Source organism: Pandoraea sp. ISTKB, assembly GCF_001721285.1.
GTDB classification, from domain to species: domain Bacteria; phylum Pseudomonadota; class Gammaproteobacteria; order Burkholderiales; family Burkholderiaceae; genus Pandoraea; species Pandoraea capi.
Genome location: NZ_MAOS01000072.1, coordinates 153,435 through 171,841, shown reverse-complemented (window position 1 = coordinate 171,841; position 18,407 = coordinate 153,435). Strand labels below are relative to the sequence as shown.

Below are 18,407 nucleotides of genomic sequence, written 5' to 3'. Positions count from 1 at the left end.
ATTAGGCGCGCACCCTGCGTATCGCACGTACTCTCCGCAACAATTGCTATTTTTTTGCGGGAGTTACACGAAGTTAATTTTCAAGATGAGATAGCGACGCGCCGACGCACCTTATTCAGTACAAAGTGCACACCACGGCGGAGGTCGCCGTTGGACACGCGGCCGACCGTCGTCGCCATCATGCCCCAGGCGAGTGCGAGCGGACGCGGCCAGCAGATGATCGGCGCCACCCAGAAGCGGAACAACGCACGCTTGCCGAAGCGCGCGGAGAAACGTCGGTACGTCTCACGCAGATCGCCTTGACGCGCAAGTCGCTGACGCACCAGATTGAAGGGATGGTAGGACTTCAGCATGCGCGTCTCGAACTGCTCGATGGCGCTCGCGCTCAGCCCTTCCGGTCGATAGGAGTCGAGAATACGGCCCAGACGCTCGACAAAGACCTCGGAGAAGTCGTAGCCGCCGGAATTTGCCCGCTTGCACGCAAGAATGTAGCGCTTGAGATAAGCGTTGTGGCCGACCTTGAGCGCAGCGTTCACGACCAGGTGCACCTGTACGAGGTTGCTGCCGCAGAATTGGCGTGCGTCGATATCCTGTTGAACGCGGCGATTGATGATGCACGCCGAGATGAACGTAATGTGCGAGCCTAGCTCGGAAAGGAACGCCCCCATGTCGTCGAACACGTCGACCCGGGAGTCACCTCCCGGGTGCTCCGATACCGGATCGACCTCATAGCCGAAGGGACGCAGGCCGACCACACCGTATTCCGCCTTTTGCAGATGATCGATCAGATACGAGAGCGTACCGGCGACGTAAATGTCGTCGTCGCCCATGATCTGGACGTAGTGGCCCTGGGCTTCGTTGAAGCATTGCGCAATGTTCGCGTCGGAGCCGATATCAACGGTGTTGCGAATATATCGGATCGGCAGACCTTGCTCGATGGCTCGCGCAACAACTTCGGGGGTGGCGTCCGTCGAGTGGTTGTCGGACACGATCACTTCGAGCAAACCCGGCGCTAGTGAACGTGACTCTTCGATGAGGCTCCGCAAATTCAGTTCGAGATAATTCGCCCGAGTGAAAGTCGGAATTGCGATGGTCAGCAGAGGTGAAGCTTCAACGTTCACGAGTCATGTCTCCAGGCCCGATTGCACCGATACCAGATAAAGCAGGCAATGGGTAAATTCACAAGCAGATTAACCGATGCCAGCACCGTCACCAGTCCGGCCGAAGAATAGTGGGTTGCGGCCCAGAAGATAATGGGCACGGTCACGATCGCGGATGTCGACAGCGCCGCCATGAACGGCTCGCGACGGAAGCTGCGCAGATGTGCGGCAAGGCCACCGATCAACTGGTTACTGAATACGAAGACGAGCAAACCGGCCAGTTGCCAGAAGGGCAACACGCGCTGCGCGTACTTCGTATCGGCGAACCACGCGTCTGCCGCCAGCACGCCCAACGCCATCACGACAAAAATCGCGGACGATATCGTGAAATCACGCTTGAACATCTGATCGAGGGCGTGCCAGTCACGCGTGGCTGCCGCACGCGCCATCTGCGGAACCCGGCGCGTAATCCAGGATTGTGCAACAAGCCCGAGCGTATTCACAATCGCAAGCGACAACCCCAACTGCCCCGCAATGACCGCGCCCTGTGTGTGGAACAGAATCGGGATATTGATCTGCGTGAGCAAGTAGCCACACAGCAGGTTGATCCCGAGCCGCCACTGCAAAGGCCACACTTCGTTGCGCCAGGCGAAACCTTGCCCAGCTTTGCTCAGTGCGATTTGCAGCAATCCACGCCGGTAGCGCAGCAGCCAGATCAACGGAATGAGTAGTGTCGCGGCGGGCACCATGACCGTGGCCCAGAGCCCTGCGCCGCTGGCGAGTGTGGCCCAGCAGGACAGCGACCCGCAGACCGCCAGCGTCAGGCGCAGCGCGTACACGCGACCGATCTGGCCGGTGCCTTCGAGAATCGACAGGAACGGTGTAACGATAAGGCCTGCCGCAGTGAACGAACACAGCACGAGCCACGGCGTGAGCCACTCGATGGATGCCGAGTGTTTCGTGCCAAAGAACAGGATACCGCCAGGCACGATCACCACCAGAAAGACCAGTGCAGTGACGCCATACCAGCGCAGCGCGCTGTGTGCGAGGGCGTGAAAATAGGCCGTCGCTTCGCCCTCGACGCTACCGTCCGGCTTCCAGCTCAGGCCGGTGAACGCATGTGCGGACACCTGCACAAGCACCATGGAGAGCCCAAGATCGAACAGCGAATAGAGCGCAGCAACGCTGATAAAGCTGTAGTACCAGCCCTGAATTTCCGGCGAGAGGAAATGAACGGCGAGGATCGTCGTCAGGAGGCCAGCTCCGGCTTGCCAGAGCCGGAGCGAGAGCACGAGCGCGAGATCTCGTGAAATGAACGACTTGCGCAAAGGTATGCTGCTCACCGGCGCCGTGCTCCTGTTTCGACGTCGGTCATGACAGTCATACGCGAAATTTGCTTAGAAAATCTTCGATGCGAGATCGTAATCGCTCGGACGGCCAACGTCGAGCCAATGTTCGAAGATCGGGAAGCACGAAACCGGCTGCGACGCCTTGATCAGGTTGGCCGCGACGTCGGTCATGTTGTAGTGCCCTGACTTCGGGAGCGTATCGAACACTCGCTTCGAGAGGAAATAGATGCCGCTGTTCACAAGGAAGCTGAAACTCGGCTTTTCTTCGATATGCGTGACGAGCGAATCCGTCGCGCTAATGACGCCGAACGGCACTTGATAACTGTATTGCGTTGCCGCAATGGTCATGGCCGACTCGCTGCGCAGGTGGAAAGCGAGAAACATGCCGATGTCGAGATTCGTCAGAATGTCGCCATTGAATACGAGCGTGTTTTCGTCCTGGAACGGCACGAGCGAGAGGGCACCACCGGTGCCAAGCGGCGTCGTTTCGTGAACGTATTGAATATCCACACCGAATTTCTCGCCATTACCGAAGTGTTCGGTAATCTTTTCCGGCAGATAGTGGGTGGAAATAAAAATGCGATTCGCACCGTGGCTCACCAGCTTCTCAATGCTGATTTCGAGCATCGGCCGACCGTTGACCTGCAACATCGGCTTCGGCGTGTCCTCGGTAAACGGACGCAAACGCTTGCCGAACCCGCCCGCCATCACCACCGCCGTGAAATTCCGGTTGATGTAGTGGGGGGCGTGGTTGACGGCCTGATGATCAATGACGGAAACGGGCTGTCCACCGGCGTCGGTCAATACTAACTGCCGCAGCGAATGCGTTTGAAAGAGGCGTTCGCGCTCCTCCCGCGTCGAATGAACGCTCGCGGTAATCGGCGTCGGACGCGCGCTGCTGCTTTTGATTCTATGAATCTCTATGGCCGGGTCTTCGAGTTTGTTGCCTTCGAGGAATGCACGCCGGACATCGCCGTCCGTGATGATATTGACGAATTTCCCCTGGTCGAACAGCAGTGCGCAGGCAACCGGTCCGCTTGCCTGAATTCGGGCGATGACGTCGGATATCTTGGAGTCGAACGATACACTGAGGCTATCGATGTTGTCGAAGTTCATCATGATCACTACTGCAATAAAAACTGAGGAATGAATACGCAGCCGGGGCGAAAGCCGCGAATCAGGCGGCTCGCTCCCTGGCCGGGCTTTGACAAAGCCGCGGCCTATGCTGCATGCGGCGACAGAGGGGCGTGAAACAAGCCCGAGGCACCCGACTTCACGCGAGTGTGACGCCTGCGGCGCTGCAATAAACAGCGATCCCCGAGTTAATCCAAGGATAGCATGTCACCTCCCCCACAAAGTCGCTCACCATAGTCGGGCGCCCGAGGTCCAAATACCGTATGCCCCTCGCTCCTGATCGATAAGCGCCGGGTGGGCCTGTTTGGCATACGCGTAATCCGGCGGATTGGCATAGATCAGCTTGTAATCCTCGCCGTCGGACAGATACAGATATTCAGGCGCTCCCGGAGAACCCGGTTGCATGGCAGCGGGTCGCGCCATGTATTGCGGAAACAGTCCCGGAATATCTCCATGTACCAGCGCTGGCATGATTTTTTCACCCATGACCTGTTGATATGGCGTTCCGTTGGTCGCTGGAGGCACCTGAGCTGGGTATGCCCCATGCTCCTGCTTATAGTGTGCGAGTTGCTTGGCGATCTCGTACATCTCCCGGATACGATCTTCTGCCTGAATCCGTTCGTATGAGAGGGAAATCGTCGTGAACTGCTCGGCGCCATACCGCCAGTTGTCACCTCGCAGATACTTCATGACGACGTCCAGCACATCGACCGTCCTGGTCCGCGCGAATCCATTGTTCACTGTAATGATGGCGTGCTGTTTCTTGAAGTCGTAGTCCGCGATGTTAAAACGCTGACGCAGATAACTGTTCCACAGCAATGGCACCCCGGGTCCCCAGCCGGCGTACTCGGCAGCCGAAACCCCGAATCGGTCGCGCGTACCGTAAACCGTGATCAGATAACCGGTGTACTCGTAATTCCAGATCATCCGGTTGCCGATACGTGTCCCCGCCGACTGGTCGTAGAACACAAAGGTTCGCGTGTCCTTCAACTCTGACTCGTGCGCCTTGACGAAATCCATGATCGCGGTCTGGCGGAAAAAATCGCGCCAAAGCTGAGATCCGACATTGACTCCGGCCCCGAGTGACGCCCCCACAACATACGCGACGAGCAAATTGCGGCCGAAAAAGCGCCACATACGCCATTTGCTGAACGTCAGGTCAATCAGGTTGATCAACGAGAGGATCAGTAGTACGAGAGCCGCGACGGCGGGCAGAATATGACGGCTTTCGTAGAAACTCTTCAGGTCGGGCGTTTTACCGACCACGATGTAGGGATACGTCGCTGCGGCAAAAAACAGCATGCCCAGCACGAACTGAACGACGATGAACTTCAGCGACCGGCGCTCTTGCAAACGCGGCAGCAATTGAAGCAAGGCAAACGCGATAACCGTTCCACCGATAATCAACGGAGCAGGCGTATGCGACGCAAAATAGTCGCGCATCACCGGCACGATCAGGGTGAAAGACTTGGCAATCGCACCAAGCAAATCGCTGCGAACGATCTCGTTGTAGCTATCGTATAACGGTGACTGGACCCTGGTGATTCGCTTTACCATCATGAAGATAAATGGCAGAGCAATCAACAACACATGCCGCAGCATGAACGCCAGGAGATGGGGCCGGTAGCGATTGATAAAACCGATCAGCCGGTGCTTGGCCCACCGCAAAGTCCAGGCGTCATCGGCAACGACCTGCTCACCAGGCGCCACCAACCAACCCCGTCGATCCTCATAAAGCAGAAACGCAAACAGCAAGCCATAAAGCAGCAGAAGCGAGTTGAGATAGAACGAGAAAAAGAAAAATGGAATGCTGAAAAGGATCGCACGACGCCGATCGGTGTTCGCGACAAACACTGCAGCGCCGATCCAGAACGACGCGATATAGACGTTATAGAATGCGACGCTCGTGAGAAAACGGATCAGCGCCACGTGGGCTGCACAATAAAGCAGGAACAGCTCGAACGCCTCGGCACCACTCAGGCGTTTGCGGCGATACAGCACATACGCAAACGCTGCCCCCGAGATCACCCATCCTACGAGCGCAATTCCGCGCATCGCCAGCGAAGGCGACGACAATGCGTTGATAAAGCTCGTTACGTACCCGCCCCACCAGATACCGAGCTCTTTGCCGATTCGAATTGTTTCGGTCGAATCCTTGAAGATCCAAACCCAGTCGTCCCAGAAATATCCGGGATTGCACAGAATCAGGGCCGTCCCGCCGAGTATCGCGAATAACGCGATAGGGAGACGTCTGATCCAGAGAGTCGCCTGATTCATTCGGCTACATCCTCAATTACTTGGCGCCTGCATAAGTGAGCCACGCCACGCCTGCTATGAACAGGCGTGGCGTGGCTTGTCTGTCTTGCGATTAAATTGCCTCGTCCTGCGCGTAGTCGCGTGCGGCTGGTTGGCCAATCAAAGTATCCCAGCGGGCCGGCGAAATGCCATTGCCCGGCCGCCGGATAGCCAGGTTTTGTTCAGACAAGATCTCGCCTTTCGCAATCGGGCGTGCGGCAACGATGCTCTTGCGTGCGATCTGCCGATTCGGCAATTCGGAAGCTGTCGGGCGCTTTCGGCCATCGCCGAGCGCCACACCAACGCGCCGGATCGCGCGCACCATGGCGGTTAATTCGTCGGGTTCGAGACTGGCCTTGTGATCCGGGCCTTCCATGGAACGGTCCAGCGTGAAGTGCTTCTCGATGACCTGAGCACCCAATGCAACGGCAGCAATCGGAATCTCAATGCCCTCGGAGTGATCCGAATAACCGAAGGTTGCTCCCGGAAAGGCCGCAGCAATCGTCTGCATGGCGCGAAGATTGATCTCTTCTGCGGGTGCGGGATATTCCGTCGTGCAATGCAGCAGCGTCAGTTTATCGATCGACACGCCAGCCTTCTCGCATGCCTCTACCGCTTCCTCAATCTCACCGAGCGTCGCCATCCCCGAGGACAAGATGATCGGCAATCCCATGGCAGCCAACTCGCGCAGGAACGGAATGTTCGTCAAATCCCCTGACGACACCTTAAAGGCTGTCACACCGAGCGTCGCGAGAAAGCGCGCAGACTCGATATCGAACGGCGTCGACAAGAAGCCGATGTTTTTCGATTTCGCGTAAGCGGCCAGGTCGCGGAAGGCACTCTCGTCGAGTTCGAGCTTCTTGAGCATTTCGAACTGGCTTTCCGAATGCCCTGTGGTTCGCTTTTGATAGTCGGCTTTCTGCGCCGAGCGCGTCACAAGAGCTTCGGTGCGAAAAGTCTGGAACTTGACGAAGTCGGCATCGGCCTGCGCCGCGACGTCGACGAGTCGATGAGCCAGATCCAGTGAACCGTTGTGATTCACACCGGCTTCGGCGATCACAATGCAACGCTCGCTCATGTCAAGCATCCTTCTTGTTTGTAGGGCGTTCGTAATAAGCGCAACGCCAGAGGTCATGCCTATGGCGTTGCGCGGCCGTGTCAGAGGGCTTGTGCAAGACGGCGATTTTCTTCGATTTCTTCAGCCGGCAGGAAGGGGAACATGTCGTCAAGCGGCTTCGACTCGATCTTGCCTTCTGCATTCTTGAAGGATGTTGCCTTCGGCGAAATCCATTGCTCCGGCGAAACCATCACTTCGCACAGCATCGGCGCGTCGGTGTTCACCACTTCAGCCAGCGAGTCGCGCAGCGTCGAGTGCTTGCTGACCTTCACGTAACCCAACCCGAACGACTTCGCCAGTGCCTCGAAGTCGGGGTTGTAGACGTTGGAGCTGGGACCGCTACCAACGAAACGGCCTTCGAAGAAATTGTTCTGCGTCGCCTTGATCGAGCCGTAGCCATCGTTGTTGAACACGAAGACTTTGACCGGAAGCTTGTTGGCCCCGATCGTCAGCAACTCCTGAGCATTGAGCATCAGACTGCCGTCGCCGGTAATGCACAGCGTGCGCTTGCCAGTCGCGTAATGCGCTCCCACGGCCGTCGGCAAATCCCAGCCCATCGAGCCCCAGTTACCGTTCAATGCGGCGCGCTGGTGCTTCTTGATCTTATAAGCCTGATAAAAGCTCACGCAATCGAGGCCGTTGCCAGTCACGACCACATCGCCTTCGGCTGCGACATCCGAGAGCGTGTCCATGAACACGTAGGAGTTGATGAACTCGCCGTCGACACGCAGTTCGTCGGTGACCATCGGATAGCGAGTCTTCCAGGTCGTGCACAAATCGAGCCACGAGCCATGCGCGCCCTCATATTCACGCAACGCGCCGAGCAAACCCGGTACGAAGTTGCGCAAATCGGCCAGAATCGGCAAATCCGCCTTCAACGGATGTCCTTCGAGCTGACCAGCATCGACGTCAACGAAAATCTTCTTCGCACCGACGGCGAATTTCTTGGTTTCGAAACCCGTTTTCGCAACACAGAAACCCACGCCGAGACCGAGGATAAGGTCTGAATTCTGCAGGATGATATTCGCGTGGCGTTGGCCGGCAGTCCCGAACACGCCGAAGGAATACTCGTTGTCCCACTCCAGCAGATCTTTGCCGGTATAAGGGATGAGCGTCGGGATCTCAAGCTTATTGACGAGATCAAGCACCGCGTCGTGCATGCCCGATAGACGCACGCCGTTGCCCAAAACCAGCACCGGCCGCTTCGCGCTCTTCAACGACGCGAGAATCTCCGGCAGATGCAAAGAGGCCTGATCCGGCGTCTCAGGCTCGCCCGCCCAATGCGGGAGAGCATCCCAATCGACTTCGGCCGACTGCATGTCAAGCGGCAGTTCGAGCCACACGGGTCCCGGACGTCCCGACTTGGCAATGTGATAAGCCTTTTCCAGTTCGCTCAGGATCGTGTTGGGATCACGCAGCGACACGGCATATTTGGTCACCGGCTTAACCATCTCAAGCACGTTGCCTTCCTGCGGGCCGACCTGACGCACCTTCGTGTAATCCGCCACCAGATTGGAGCGCACCTGCCCCGACACGACCAGCATCGGCACAGAGTCGTACCAGGCGCCGACCACGCCGGCCAATGCGTTAACCGCACCCGGGCCAAACGTCGCAAAGCAGACCCCGAAACCGTTCATCCGCGCGTAACCGTCGGCGGCAATTGCACACGCCTGCTCGTGGTAGTTGCACACGTAACCCAACTTTTCGCTTTTACCAAGCGCATCGAGCAGGTACATGATGCCGCCACCGGACAGCATGAAAACTTTACCGATACCGCGCTCTTCTAGAAAACGGATAACAACGTCAGATACGTTCATAACCAGCTCTTAAGGATGTTGGGGGTAGCAATATTTGCCGAAAAAATCAGCGCGAAAAATAGTCGCCGTCCGCGACATCGGTATCGACTACGACACCGGCCGCAACCAGCGCGTTGTTGCCGACTTTGACGCCGGGCAACAGCGTGGCGCCCGCACCGACGAACGAACCTTCGCCCACCGCAGCGGCGCCGCAAAGCGTCACCATCGGCGCGATGAAACAGTGCGCGCCGACAACGCAGTCGTGGTCAATACTCGCCGCTGTGTTAATAACCGTGCCGGTGCCGATTTTCGCGTGCGGCTGAAGAATTGCTCCCGCCATGATCTGGCACCCCTGCGCAAGTTCGACTTCCGCGCCGATGATCGCCGACGGGTGAATCACCGACACGAAGGCGAAGCCCTTGGCTGACCAGAGGTCGAACAACTTACGGTTCACCCGGCTCTTGACCGTGGCACCGACGCCGTTGGCAAGTCGGGCCTCGTTCGGGTCCAGCTTATCCATCCATTCGTCCCCGCCGATGACGGGAACACCAAGCACGCGCGTTCCGACTTCCAGCCGGGGATCGATCAGACCATCGATCGTCTCACCGGCTGCGATCAGCGAATCGATCACGACCTTTGCGTGACCGCCACCGCCCAGAACATAGAGTTTCGAGTTCATCATGCTGCGTTCATCGCCATCGCGGCGATCAAAGGTGAAAATCAAAAAATTTCTTCATCAGGATGTTCGACAGATCACAGGTCTTTAGCACCTGCTTGATCTGTGGGGCCGCCTGCCCCTGACCATACAGCGACACGTTCGCCGGCAGTTCCGCGCGGAACTGCCCAGACAGCGCACGGTTGATCGCCGTCTCGATCGAGTCGGCATCGTCGGCACAGTCGATGACGGAGGCCGCCTTGAGGCGTCCACGTTGCCGATCGCCGATATTGACCGTCGGCACACGCAGGGCCGGTGCCTCGATCAGCCCGCTGGACGAATTCCCGATGACCACGTCCGCCATCTGAAGCAACCCCAGATAGCGTTGCTGCCCAAGAGAGTCGAAGAGTCGGGCCCGCTCCGGATTCGCAACGGTGAACTCCTTGATGACACGCGCGATGGCCGCGTTGCCGGGGTCTGCATTGACACCGGTGAACACGATATTGGCCGTCGGAAAACGTTCAAGCGCGGCGATCAGGGCGTTTGCCGCAATGGCGGGGTCCTGCGCGTTAAGCGTTACCGGGTGATAGGTCACGGCAAAAACTGGCGCATCGAGCGGGAGGCCAGTGTGTTGCATGAGCGCGGCCCGATCCGGCAACGTCGTACGCGTCAGATGATCGAGACCGGGTGCACCGAAGTTGAATACGGCGGCAGGGTTCTCGCCCAGTTGCAGGACTCGACGACGATAATCGTCGGCAGCCACGAAGTGAAGGTGCGACAGTTTCGTCACCGCATGGCGGATCGATTCGTCCATCGCGCCCTCACTGGTCTCACCGCCGTGAATATGGGCGACCGGAATTTTCATCAGCAACGCCACCTGCGCTGCTGCGAGTTCCTCGTAGCGATCACCCAACAGCACGATCAGGTCCGGTGCCAGACGCTCATACGCGTCGGCCAGACCGATGACGGCGAGTCCCGTCGACTTCGACGTCGCAACACCAGAGTCACCGGACAACTGCATGTCGACCCGTGCATCGATCGGAAAACCATCGCGTTCAATGACGTCGACGGTACGCCCCCATGCATTGCACAGGTGCGCACCTGTGACGATGACCTGCAATTCCAGCTCGGGGTCCGACTGGACCTCGCGCATCACCCAATACAGATGACCATAGTCCGCACGCGTACCCGTGACGAAGCAGATCCGGCGGCGCGTAGCACTCATGAGCCGGCAATCTCACGACGAACGGCGGCGACAACCTCGGACAATTGTGCCTCGGTAATCGACGTGGAGCATGGCAACGTCACGATCCGTTGCCAGATGCTTTCGCTCACGCGCAGATCGCCACGTGGCGCATTCGCAAACGGGGCCTGATAATGCAACGGCTTCCAGAACGGCCGTGCGTCGATACCCGCCGCGCGCAGCGCCGCACGAAGCGACACGGAGTCGCCCGACTTCAGAATGAAGCCCGAGAACCAGCAAGCGCTTTGTGCAAACTCAGGCGTCGGGAACGGCGACGCTTGCGGCAGATCCTTGAGTGCCTCATCGTAAAAACGTGCAATCGCACGCTTTTTCGCGACGAAAGTGTCCAGCAACTCCATCTGCGCGCAGCCGACGGCCGCCTGCAAATTGGTCATTCGGTAGTTGAACCCGACACGGTCGTGATCGTAGTCGGCACCCACACGCGCCGTCGTGGTCAGGTGACGAACCAGGTCGACGAGCGGCTTGTCGTTACCCGAGATCGCACCGCCGCCGCCAGCCGTCACCGTCTTGTTGCCGTTGAACGAGAACATGGTCAGATCGGCGCCCATGTCGCCGAGCTCACGCCCCTTGTACTTGGCACCCAGACCTGCTGCCGCGTCGGCGACCACGGGCACGCCATACTGCCGAGCCGTGGCAACGATCGGATCCATGTCTGCCGGCATCCCGAGCGTATAGACCGGCACAATGGCGGCCACGCGCTTGCCCGTCGCGATATGCACGGGCAAACCATCGGCTCCCGGCTTCGTCTCACGTTCGAACGCATTTTTCAGCGCCACCGGATCGAGCGTCCAGGAATCGGCGTCGATGTCGAGCAGCCACGGCTGCGCATGCGCATGTGCGACGGCGTTCGCGGTTGCGATAAAGCTCAGCCCCGGCACCACCACGAGATCTCCGGGTTGGACACCGACGGCCACCAGCGCGGCATGCAGCCCCGTGGTGCCGGCCGATGTCGCGACCGTGTACGCGTAACCGGACGCCTCGGTGATCTGCTGCTCGAAGCGGGTGACAAACGGGCCGACCGTCGAGACGAAGGTGCTGTCGATGCACTCGTTCAGATACTCGCGCTCTTTGCCTGCGAGATTGGGGATGGCTAATGGAATCATTGTGCGGTCTTCCCGTGACCTTCGAATACCGTATCGCGGTACCAACGGTACGTCAGCGCGATACCTTCGTCCAGCGATACGACACCCTGGACACCCGTGAGCTTGTCGAGCAGGCGCGTGCTCGGGCACCGACGTGCCGGCGACCCCGGCGTGGCAGCTTGCGGGATCAACGTCAACTTGCGACCCACCGCCGAGACCACGGCGCTGGCGACTTCACCAATGCTGACTTCGGGGGACTCGTTACCGATATTGACCGTCTGACCGAGCGCGCTATCCGATTCAGTGAGTGCACGAATCATTCGCACGGCGTCGCTGACGTAGCAGAAGGTGCGCTTGTGGTCGACACTGAAGACGTCGAGCGAATCGCCGTCCTTCGACTTCCAGGCCTTGAAAAGCAATTCGGGAATGACGTGGGACATGCCCATGCGCGGACCATACACGTTGTGCAGACGCACGTTCGTGACCGGCAGACCGCTCATGTTGCACATCGCCTCGCCGTACAGCTTGGAGAGCATGTAGCTCGTACGTGGCTGCTCCAGCGCCGTCAACGCGATCGGCGTCGTTTCCGGCGTCGGGATCGGCATGTCCATGTGAATCAGCGTGCCGGCATACACTTCCGAGGTCGAACTGAACAGCAGTCGCTTGAGCGATTTCTGGCGGCGTGCGAGGTTGATCACGTTTTCGGTCATGCGCACGTTGGCGGTCAGCACTTCGTACGGACGTTGCAACACGTGCACCACGCCGATGATCGCAGCGAGATGGTAGATGTGCGTGTAATCATCGTCCAGAGACTGCAACGTCGATTCGTCGAGCAGATCCGCGTTGATAATTTTCACGCCGTGTCTGGCGACCGCGTCCTCGATGAACGGATCCTGAACACCGCGCTTGAAATTATCGAGAAGATGAACCGTGTGACCTTCCTCGCCCAAACTGTTGGCGAGGTGTCCGCCCACGAAACCAACCCCACCTGTAATCAAAACCTTCACGTTTCACTCCTGTTTGTTTGTGTATCGGCGCGTTCGTCGCGCCGTCGATATACTCGCCGTTGCCGGGGGTCCCGGGATTCACCCGCGCCCCGACAGGTCTCAGGCGGGCGAACCTCGTCCGATCGACTCGACGCGGCACCCAAGTGCCGCAAACTGTGCTCGCTGCTCGTGCGAGAGACAATCGTTGGCGTCGAGAATGTAAGGCTTACGCCCACCGAGCCACGCTGCCGGCTGCAATCCCCGGAATTCCTTATGTGGCACAGCAAACACGACGGCGTCGACATCAGGGCAATTGTCCAGGTGCGTCGAGACATCGAGTTTGAGTTCGTCCCAATGGGCCAACAAAGGATCGTGGCACGCAACTTCAGCACCTTCGATGACAGCGCCTTCGTAGAACGGTTGCGATGGCGAATAGCGAGTATCCGCAACGTCCTGACGATAAGAGATGCCCGCGAGCAGCAATCGCTTGTCAGCAAGGCTCCCAAGCGCACCGCGAACCTTGTCGAGGGAATAAAGCGGCATGTCCTGGTTGATCTTCACCGCGCTGCGCGACAGCGGGAATTCCATACCTGAAAGGCTGAAAATGTCTTTTGCGGCGAGATCGGCAAACAGCGGATCTTTCGTCAAACAGTATCCGCCGACACCGAAGCCCGGTTGCTTCATGTTGTTGTGCGTCGGGCGCTTGCGGATCGCATTGATCACTTCGAACATGTCGATACCGACCTTCTCTGCGAAACGCCCCCACTCGTCCATGAATGCGATATTGACGGCCCGGTAGCTGTTTTCCAGTACCTTCGACGTTTCCGATGCCGTGGTATGCGACAGACGCGTCAGCGGGAATGCCTCGACATTGACAACATGGGAAAGGAATTTTTCGCATGCGTCGCCGGCTTCCGGCGTATCTCCGGCGAACACGCGCCAGAAATCGGTGATGGACGCGAGATAGTTATCGCCCGGCATCACACGCTCGTAGGCATGTGCAAGCAGGAAAGCGCCGGCCTTGAATCCACGCGCCTCGGCACAGCGATCGAGCACCGGGCGGATCACCTTCGAGCAGGTGCCCGGTGGCACGGTCGTCTCGACGACCACCAGCGTACCCGGCTGAATATGCTCACCCAGTGTCTCGATCGCGCGAATAAACGGACCGAATTCCAGGTGACCCTCGCCGGTGAGATCGCCAATGTCGAAATGCACGTCCACCACGACGATCGACGCCGATGCCAGCACACCCACATCGGTGCTCGCCTTCAGATTGCCGGCCTCGTGCGCGCGACGCGTCTGGTCGATGAGGTTCTGGTCGGTCGTGCCAAACGGAAACTCTCCGTTGTTGATCTTGCTAACACGGTGCTTCCCCGTTTCGGTCGCCAGGTCAAGCCCGACCACTTCGAATACCGGATCCCCACCGTGACGTGTCCCGGCACGGGCACAGGCAACGGCCATGGCCGCACCGACAAAACCAAGGCCCTGAATGCAAACAAGCTGTTTCATGTCTTACTCGGATATCAAATCGGGTTCGTGAGGTGGGTCCGCGCGCGATGCCACTGCATCGTGCGCCGGATGACGGTTTCCAGCGGAATCGAGACCCGCAAATCCAGTTCCGTCTCGGCGTGCCGCAACGACGGCAGATACGCCGACGGCCTGGCACCGGGCACTAATGCGCCCTTGATACTGCAACAATAGGCCATTCTCTTGCTCTTGGCGCGAGAGTAGCGCGACAGGGGTAGGAGCGCTCGCATCAACACTCCAGGGCTTTCTGTGGCGTCCCCGCGCCCGCCATCGGCGAAGACGACGGCGTCATGCCGCGTTTATAGAAATTCATGATCCAGCGGCGAGCCGGCATTTCGAAGTAACGATATACCAGCCATGACGACACAAACAGAATCACAAGAAATGCTGCGGATTTCCAGATCATCTCCGGGGTCTTCGCAGCGAGATCGCCTGCCGATACCCGGAAGAGCGGGAACAGATTGCCGTGAAGCATGTACAGCGAGTAACTAATTTCGCCGAGCAGCAACAAGGGCGCGGCACTCGCCAGCTTGCCCAGCAAATTACGGCTCTGGCAGATTGCATAAATTGCCAGTGGCAATGCGATAGCGTACCCGGAGAACAGTCGATACCCGCCGAACAGCTCCGGCAAGTCGTACAACGAACGGTCGAACACCGAACCAACGATGTAGGCCATCGCGATCAGACCCAACACGCGCGATATCAGTCGCGCACGAGCCGATTGCGAGTGTCCCTGCGAGGACAGCCATATCTCAGCGATACCGATGCCTGCGAGGAACTCGAAGAATCGGCCGTATGGCGAGTAGTAGACGAGCCAGGTCGTCGCATCGATCATCTGGGGAGTGCCCCAGATCTGGCTGATGCCGTTGACAACGACGTCTTGATTCGCGATGCGGATGAACACCGTGCGCAAGACCATCGCCACCACGGTCAGCGCAATCCCTCGCCACAACGAATGACGTTGAAAACCGCCGAACATCGCAATCGGGATGAAAATCAGATACAACAGGAATTCAACACTGATCGACCACGAATTGTTCGCGTAACCCTGCGCGATGGTCATGTTGAAACCGTTGAACGTCGCATAGAACCATGACTGCATTCCCGCCAGGTTGGCAGGAAGCGCCGTCATGTAAGCATTGGCCGCCGCCTGATTGCCCCGATAGGCTGCGGCACCGAAATTGAGCATGAAATTAATCAGCACCACCGGCAAATACAACGGATACAGCCGGGCGAAGCGAGCAAACATGAACGAGATGACACCACGTTCCCGCTCAACGGCGAGACGATCCGCATAGTTGTAGTGAATGACGAAACCGCTCAGCACGAAAAACGTCGTCATGCCGAGCACACCGAAATTGTTCAAGGCGGGGCCGACTACCGTGCCGCGCAGGGGCAACATCAGAAGCCCCATATGATGCACGACGACCAGCAGCGCCGCGACGCCACGCAAGCTGGTCAGCGCATCGATCGGCGGACGGTTACGTACTACAGTTGTCATGAATCAGCTCGACTGAAACAAGAATTTCAACGCTTCGAGAGTGACGAAACTTTTGTAGATCTGTCGACGCACTACGCTCCAGACCCCCCCAGGTTCACCACTCGTCAGGTGACCTTGCTGCCTCGCGCGCGATGCCACTCCATCGTGCGCCGGATAGCGTCTTCCAGCGGGATCGAGACCTGCAAATCCAGTTCCGTGGCGGCTCGCTGCAACGACGGCAGATACGCCGACGGCTTGGCACCAGGCACCGGCGTGCCCTTGATGACGACCGTGCCCGGACGGCCTGCGACATTCGCCACCGTATTCGCGAGCTCACCGATCGAGACGATCTCGTCGCCGCCCACGTTATACGGCACGCCCGAGCGCCCGCGCGTGAGGATGCGAATCAGCCACGTCACCAGATCGCCGGCATACAGATACGAGCGCAGCGGCGTGCCATCGCCACCCACGACGATGTCGCGTTGCGCCAGTGCATCGCGCATGAAGTTACCGATCGCATAGTTGCTGTCGAGCGAAAGATACGGCCCGACGAACGCAAAGCAACGCGCAATCAACGCCCGGTAGCCATGCTGCTGCGCGGCCACCGACGTCAGAATTTCCATCATCCGCTTGGACTGACCGTAGACGATCCGCTCGGAAGCATAATCCGCAACGCCAGCCGGACCTTCCACGCACAGATTCTCGACCACCGAATCCATCGGCGAATAAACCGCCCCCGACGTGGTGATGAGCACCGCTTCCGAGCGATGCGCCGCAGCCATGTCGAGCAGACGGCGAGTGCCATCGATGGCGGCATCGAGATGCCGCTGCGCCCAGTCGCCCGACTGCTCGAGATTGGTCTCCGATGCCGCATGCAAAATGTGCGTGCACGGCTCAGAGGGAAACTCGAAGTTCGTGAGGCTACCCGCGACGAAATGCAGTCCTGCGCGTCCACGCAGATGCGGCGCACGCTGTTCGAGGAATGTTTCCGGCGACCGGCTCAACACGGTAATACGCAGATTCAGCGCATGCTTCTCATTCGCCCAAAGCAGGCTTTCGAGCAGCCAGATGCCAAAAAAGCCCGTGCCGCCCGTGATGAACAGGTGCGCCCCGCGCAATTGCGCCAGATCACCCTCGAGTTGAGCGGCAATATGCTCCAGATCTTCCTGGAACAGGGTGTGACCGCTCGGAATCGTCTGCGCCATAAAACTCTCAGTCAAAGTTGATGCGTTCGCGCTCGACCACCATCGGACGCTTCACCGTGTGCGTCACCAGCAGGCCGACATACTCGCCAAGCAGTCCCATCAGCAGGAACAGCATGCCCATGAAGAAGAACACGCCGACCGCCAGCGGCGCGAGGCCCATCTGAAATTCGTCCCACGCCAATAGCTTGCGCACGACATAGTAAATGCCCGCGAGAAAGCTCAGACCGCTCATCCCGATACCAATCATCGTCGCCAGACGCAACGGCGCCTTGGAATGGTTGACGATACCGAGCAGCGCGCTGTCGAGATAGACGAGGAAGGTGCCTTTCGAGATGCCGCGCTTGCGCACCGGCTTGTCGAACGGAATCTCGGCACGAGCGTAGCCGATCTCGCAGATCAGCCCGCGGAAATACGGATACGGGTCCTCGATCTTGCGGAGAATATCCATGACCGCTTTATCGTAAAGACCGAAGCCGGTGAAGTTCTGCACCTGCTCGACTTCCGAGATACGCGTGATGAGCTTGTAGTACATCTTGCGCATCAACGGCATCAGGCCGCGCTCTTCGTGCTTGCGGCGCACGCCGATCGCGACCTTGTAGCCCTCTTCCCACTTGCGGATGAATTCCAGCAGTAGTTCGGGCGGATCTTCCAGATCCGATGCCATGCCGATCACGGCATCGCCCTGCGCGAGCAACAGCGCGTGATACGGCGAGCGGATATGACCGAAATTGCGAACGTTGACGATGGCCTTGAGGCGCTTGTCCTTCGCCGCGATTTCCCGGATCACCTCGACGGTGCCGTCGGTCGACGCGTTATCGATCAGCAGAATCTCATAGTCGAGATGCGGCACTTGCGCCATCACGGCCGTGATGCGCTGATGGAGTTCAGCGATGTTATCGCGCTCGTTGAAACAGCCAGCAACGATACTAACCAGTTTCTTTTCGCTCATCCGCGCTGTACTTTTTTGAATGTGAATCGATCGTGGCCTGCAAAGGAAATGACCACACTGATGACCATGAGCAGCCCCTGAGCCAGCCAGAACGGCATCCCAAGGACATTCACCAGCAGCCATAACCCGCCAATGCCGAGAAGCGCGCTGCCGCCATAGACGACGTAACAACGCAAATACTCGCGCCACCAGGAGTTGCGCGAGTTGAATACCAAAAACTTGTAGGTAATGAACGACTCGGTAATACAAACGACGTTGGCGATCGCACCAATCACCACGATGTGCAGGTGCGAGCGTAGCGTGTAGTAAAGGCCGACCGTGGCGAAGTAGCCGAAAGCGGTATTGCACCCGCCCACGATCAGGTACCGCAACATCTTCTTACGGGTTTCCTTATCGCCGGTAAAAGCCGCTTTCAGCTTGTTCAACATGATGCTTTGCCGCCTTTCGTTGAGACGTTGTGTCCGAGTC

Annotated in this window: 16 protein-coding genes; all 16 read right to left on the bottom strand. The window is 58.5% G+C overall.

What is annotated here, in order from left to right; translation table 11 throughout:
* Positions 1–80: 80 nt before the first annotated feature.
* The 16 genes from A9762_RS24635 to A9762_RS24560 all read right to left on the bottom strand — a co-directional run bounded on the left by A9762_RS24635 (position 81) and on the right by A9762_RS24560 (position 18,367).
* A complete protein-coding gene (locus tag A9762_RS24635) occupies positions 81–1,121 on the bottom strand; it encodes a glycosyltransferase family 2 protein (RefSeq protein ID WP_069344593.1) in 1,041 nt (346 codons plus the stop codon).
* Positions 1,118–2,443, bottom strand: a complete 1,326-nt coding sequence (locus tag A9762_RS24630) for a hypothetical protein (protein WP_139133383.1) — start codon at positions 2,441–2,443, stop codon at positions 1,118–1,120. The genes A9762_RS24635 and A9762_RS24630 overlap by 4 nt, the downstream gene beginning before the upstream one ends.
* 54 nt (positions 2,444–2,497) lie before the next feature.
* Complete coding sequence (locus tag A9762_RS24625; RefSeq protein WP_069344591.1) at positions 2,498–3,568, bottom strand: nucleotidyltransferase family protein; 1,071 nt, start codon at positions 3,566–3,568, stop codon at positions 2,498–2,500.
* 243 nt (positions 3,569–3,811) lie between these two features.
* The gene (locus tag A9762_RS24620) at positions 3,812–5,860 is read right to left on the bottom strand and encodes a hypothetical protein (RefSeq protein ID WP_069344590.1); all 2,049 of its coding nucleotides are present in this window, start codon (positions 5,858–5,860) and stop codon (positions 3,812–3,814) included.
* Between the two features lie 91 nt (positions 5,861–5,951).
* Positions 5,952–6,956, bottom strand: a complete 1,005-nt coding sequence (gene neuB, locus A9762_RS24615; RefSeq protein WP_069344589.1) for an N-acetylneuraminate synthase — start codon at positions 6,954–6,956, stop codon at positions 5,952–5,954.
* An 80-nt stretch (positions 6,957–7,036) separates the two neighbouring features.
* The gene (locus A9762_RS24610) at positions 7,037–8,812 is read right to left on the bottom strand and encodes a thiamine pyrophosphate-binding protein (RefSeq protein WP_069344588.1); all 1,776 of its coding nucleotides are present in this window, start codon (positions 8,810–8,812) and stop codon (positions 7,037–7,039) included.
* A gap of 46 nt (positions 8,813–8,858) precedes the next feature.
* Positions 8,859–9,473 carry an acetyltransferase gene (locus A9762_RS24605; RefSeq protein ID WP_139133382.1) on the bottom strand — a complete coding sequence of 205 codons (615 nt, stop codon included), beginning with the start codon at positions 9,471–9,473 and terminating at the stop codon, positions 8,859–8,861.
* A 25-nt stretch (positions 9,474–9,498) separates the two neighbouring features.
* Positions 9,499–10,671: a UDP-N-acetylglucosamine 2-epimerase gene (gene neuC / locus A9762_RS24600; RefSeq protein ID WP_069344587.1), complete on the bottom strand. Its 1,173-nt coding sequence runs from the start codon at positions 10,669–10,671 to the stop codon at positions 9,499–9,501.
* Positions 10,668–11,813, bottom strand: a complete 1,146-nt coding sequence (locus A9762_RS24595; protein ID WP_069344586.1) for a DegT/DnrJ/EryC1/StrS family aminotransferase — start codon at positions 11,811–11,813, stop codon at positions 10,668–10,670. The genes neuC and A9762_RS24595 overlap by 4 nt, the downstream gene beginning before the upstream one ends.
* Positions 11,810–12,799: an NAD(P)-dependent oxidoreductase gene (locus A9762_RS24590; RefSeq protein ID WP_069344585.1), complete on the bottom strand. Its 990-nt coding sequence runs from the start codon at positions 12,797–12,799 to the stop codon at positions 11,810–11,812. The genes A9762_RS24595 and A9762_RS24590 overlap by 4 nt, the downstream gene beginning before the upstream one ends.
* Before the next feature lie 99 nt (positions 12,800–12,898).
* Positions 12,899–14,287, bottom strand: a complete 1,389-nt coding sequence (locus A9762_RS24585; RefSeq protein WP_069344584.1) for a nucleotide sugar dehydrogenase — start codon at positions 14,285–14,287, stop codon at positions 12,899–12,901.
* A gap of 14 nt (positions 14,288–14,301) precedes the next feature.
* A complete protein-coding gene (locus A9762_RS24580) occupies positions 14,302–14,535 on the bottom strand; it encodes a hypothetical protein (RefSeq protein ID WP_069344583.1) in 234 nt (77 codons plus the stop codon).
* On the bottom strand, positions 14,535–15,806 hold the full coding sequence (locus A9762_RS24575; RefSeq protein WP_069344582.1) for an acyltransferase: 1,272 nt from the start codon (positions 15,804–15,806) through the stop codon (positions 14,535–14,537). The genes A9762_RS24580 and A9762_RS24575 overlap by 1 nt, the downstream gene beginning before the upstream one ends.
* A gap of 104 nt (positions 15,807–15,910) precedes the next feature.
* Positions 15,911–16,990, bottom strand: coding sequence for an NAD(P)-dependent oxidoreductase (locus A9762_RS24570; RefSeq protein ID WP_069344581.1), 1,080 nt, complete (start codon positions 16,988–16,990; stop codon positions 15,911–15,913).
* A 7-nt stretch (positions 16,991–16,997) separates the two neighbouring features.
* Positions 16,998–17,939 (bottom strand): glycosyltransferase family 2 protein, encoded by a 942-nt coding sequence (locus A9762_RS24565; protein ID WP_069344580.1) that lies wholly within the window; start codon positions 17,937–17,939, stop codon positions 16,998–17,000.
* On the bottom strand, positions 17,936–18,367 hold the full coding sequence (locus A9762_RS24560) for a GtrA family protein (RefSeq protein ID WP_069344579.1): 432 nt from the start codon (positions 18,365–18,367) through the stop codon (positions 17,936–17,938). The genes A9762_RS24565 and A9762_RS24560 overlap by 4 nt, the downstream gene beginning before the upstream one ends.
* Positions 18,368–18,407: the final 40 nt, after the last annotated feature.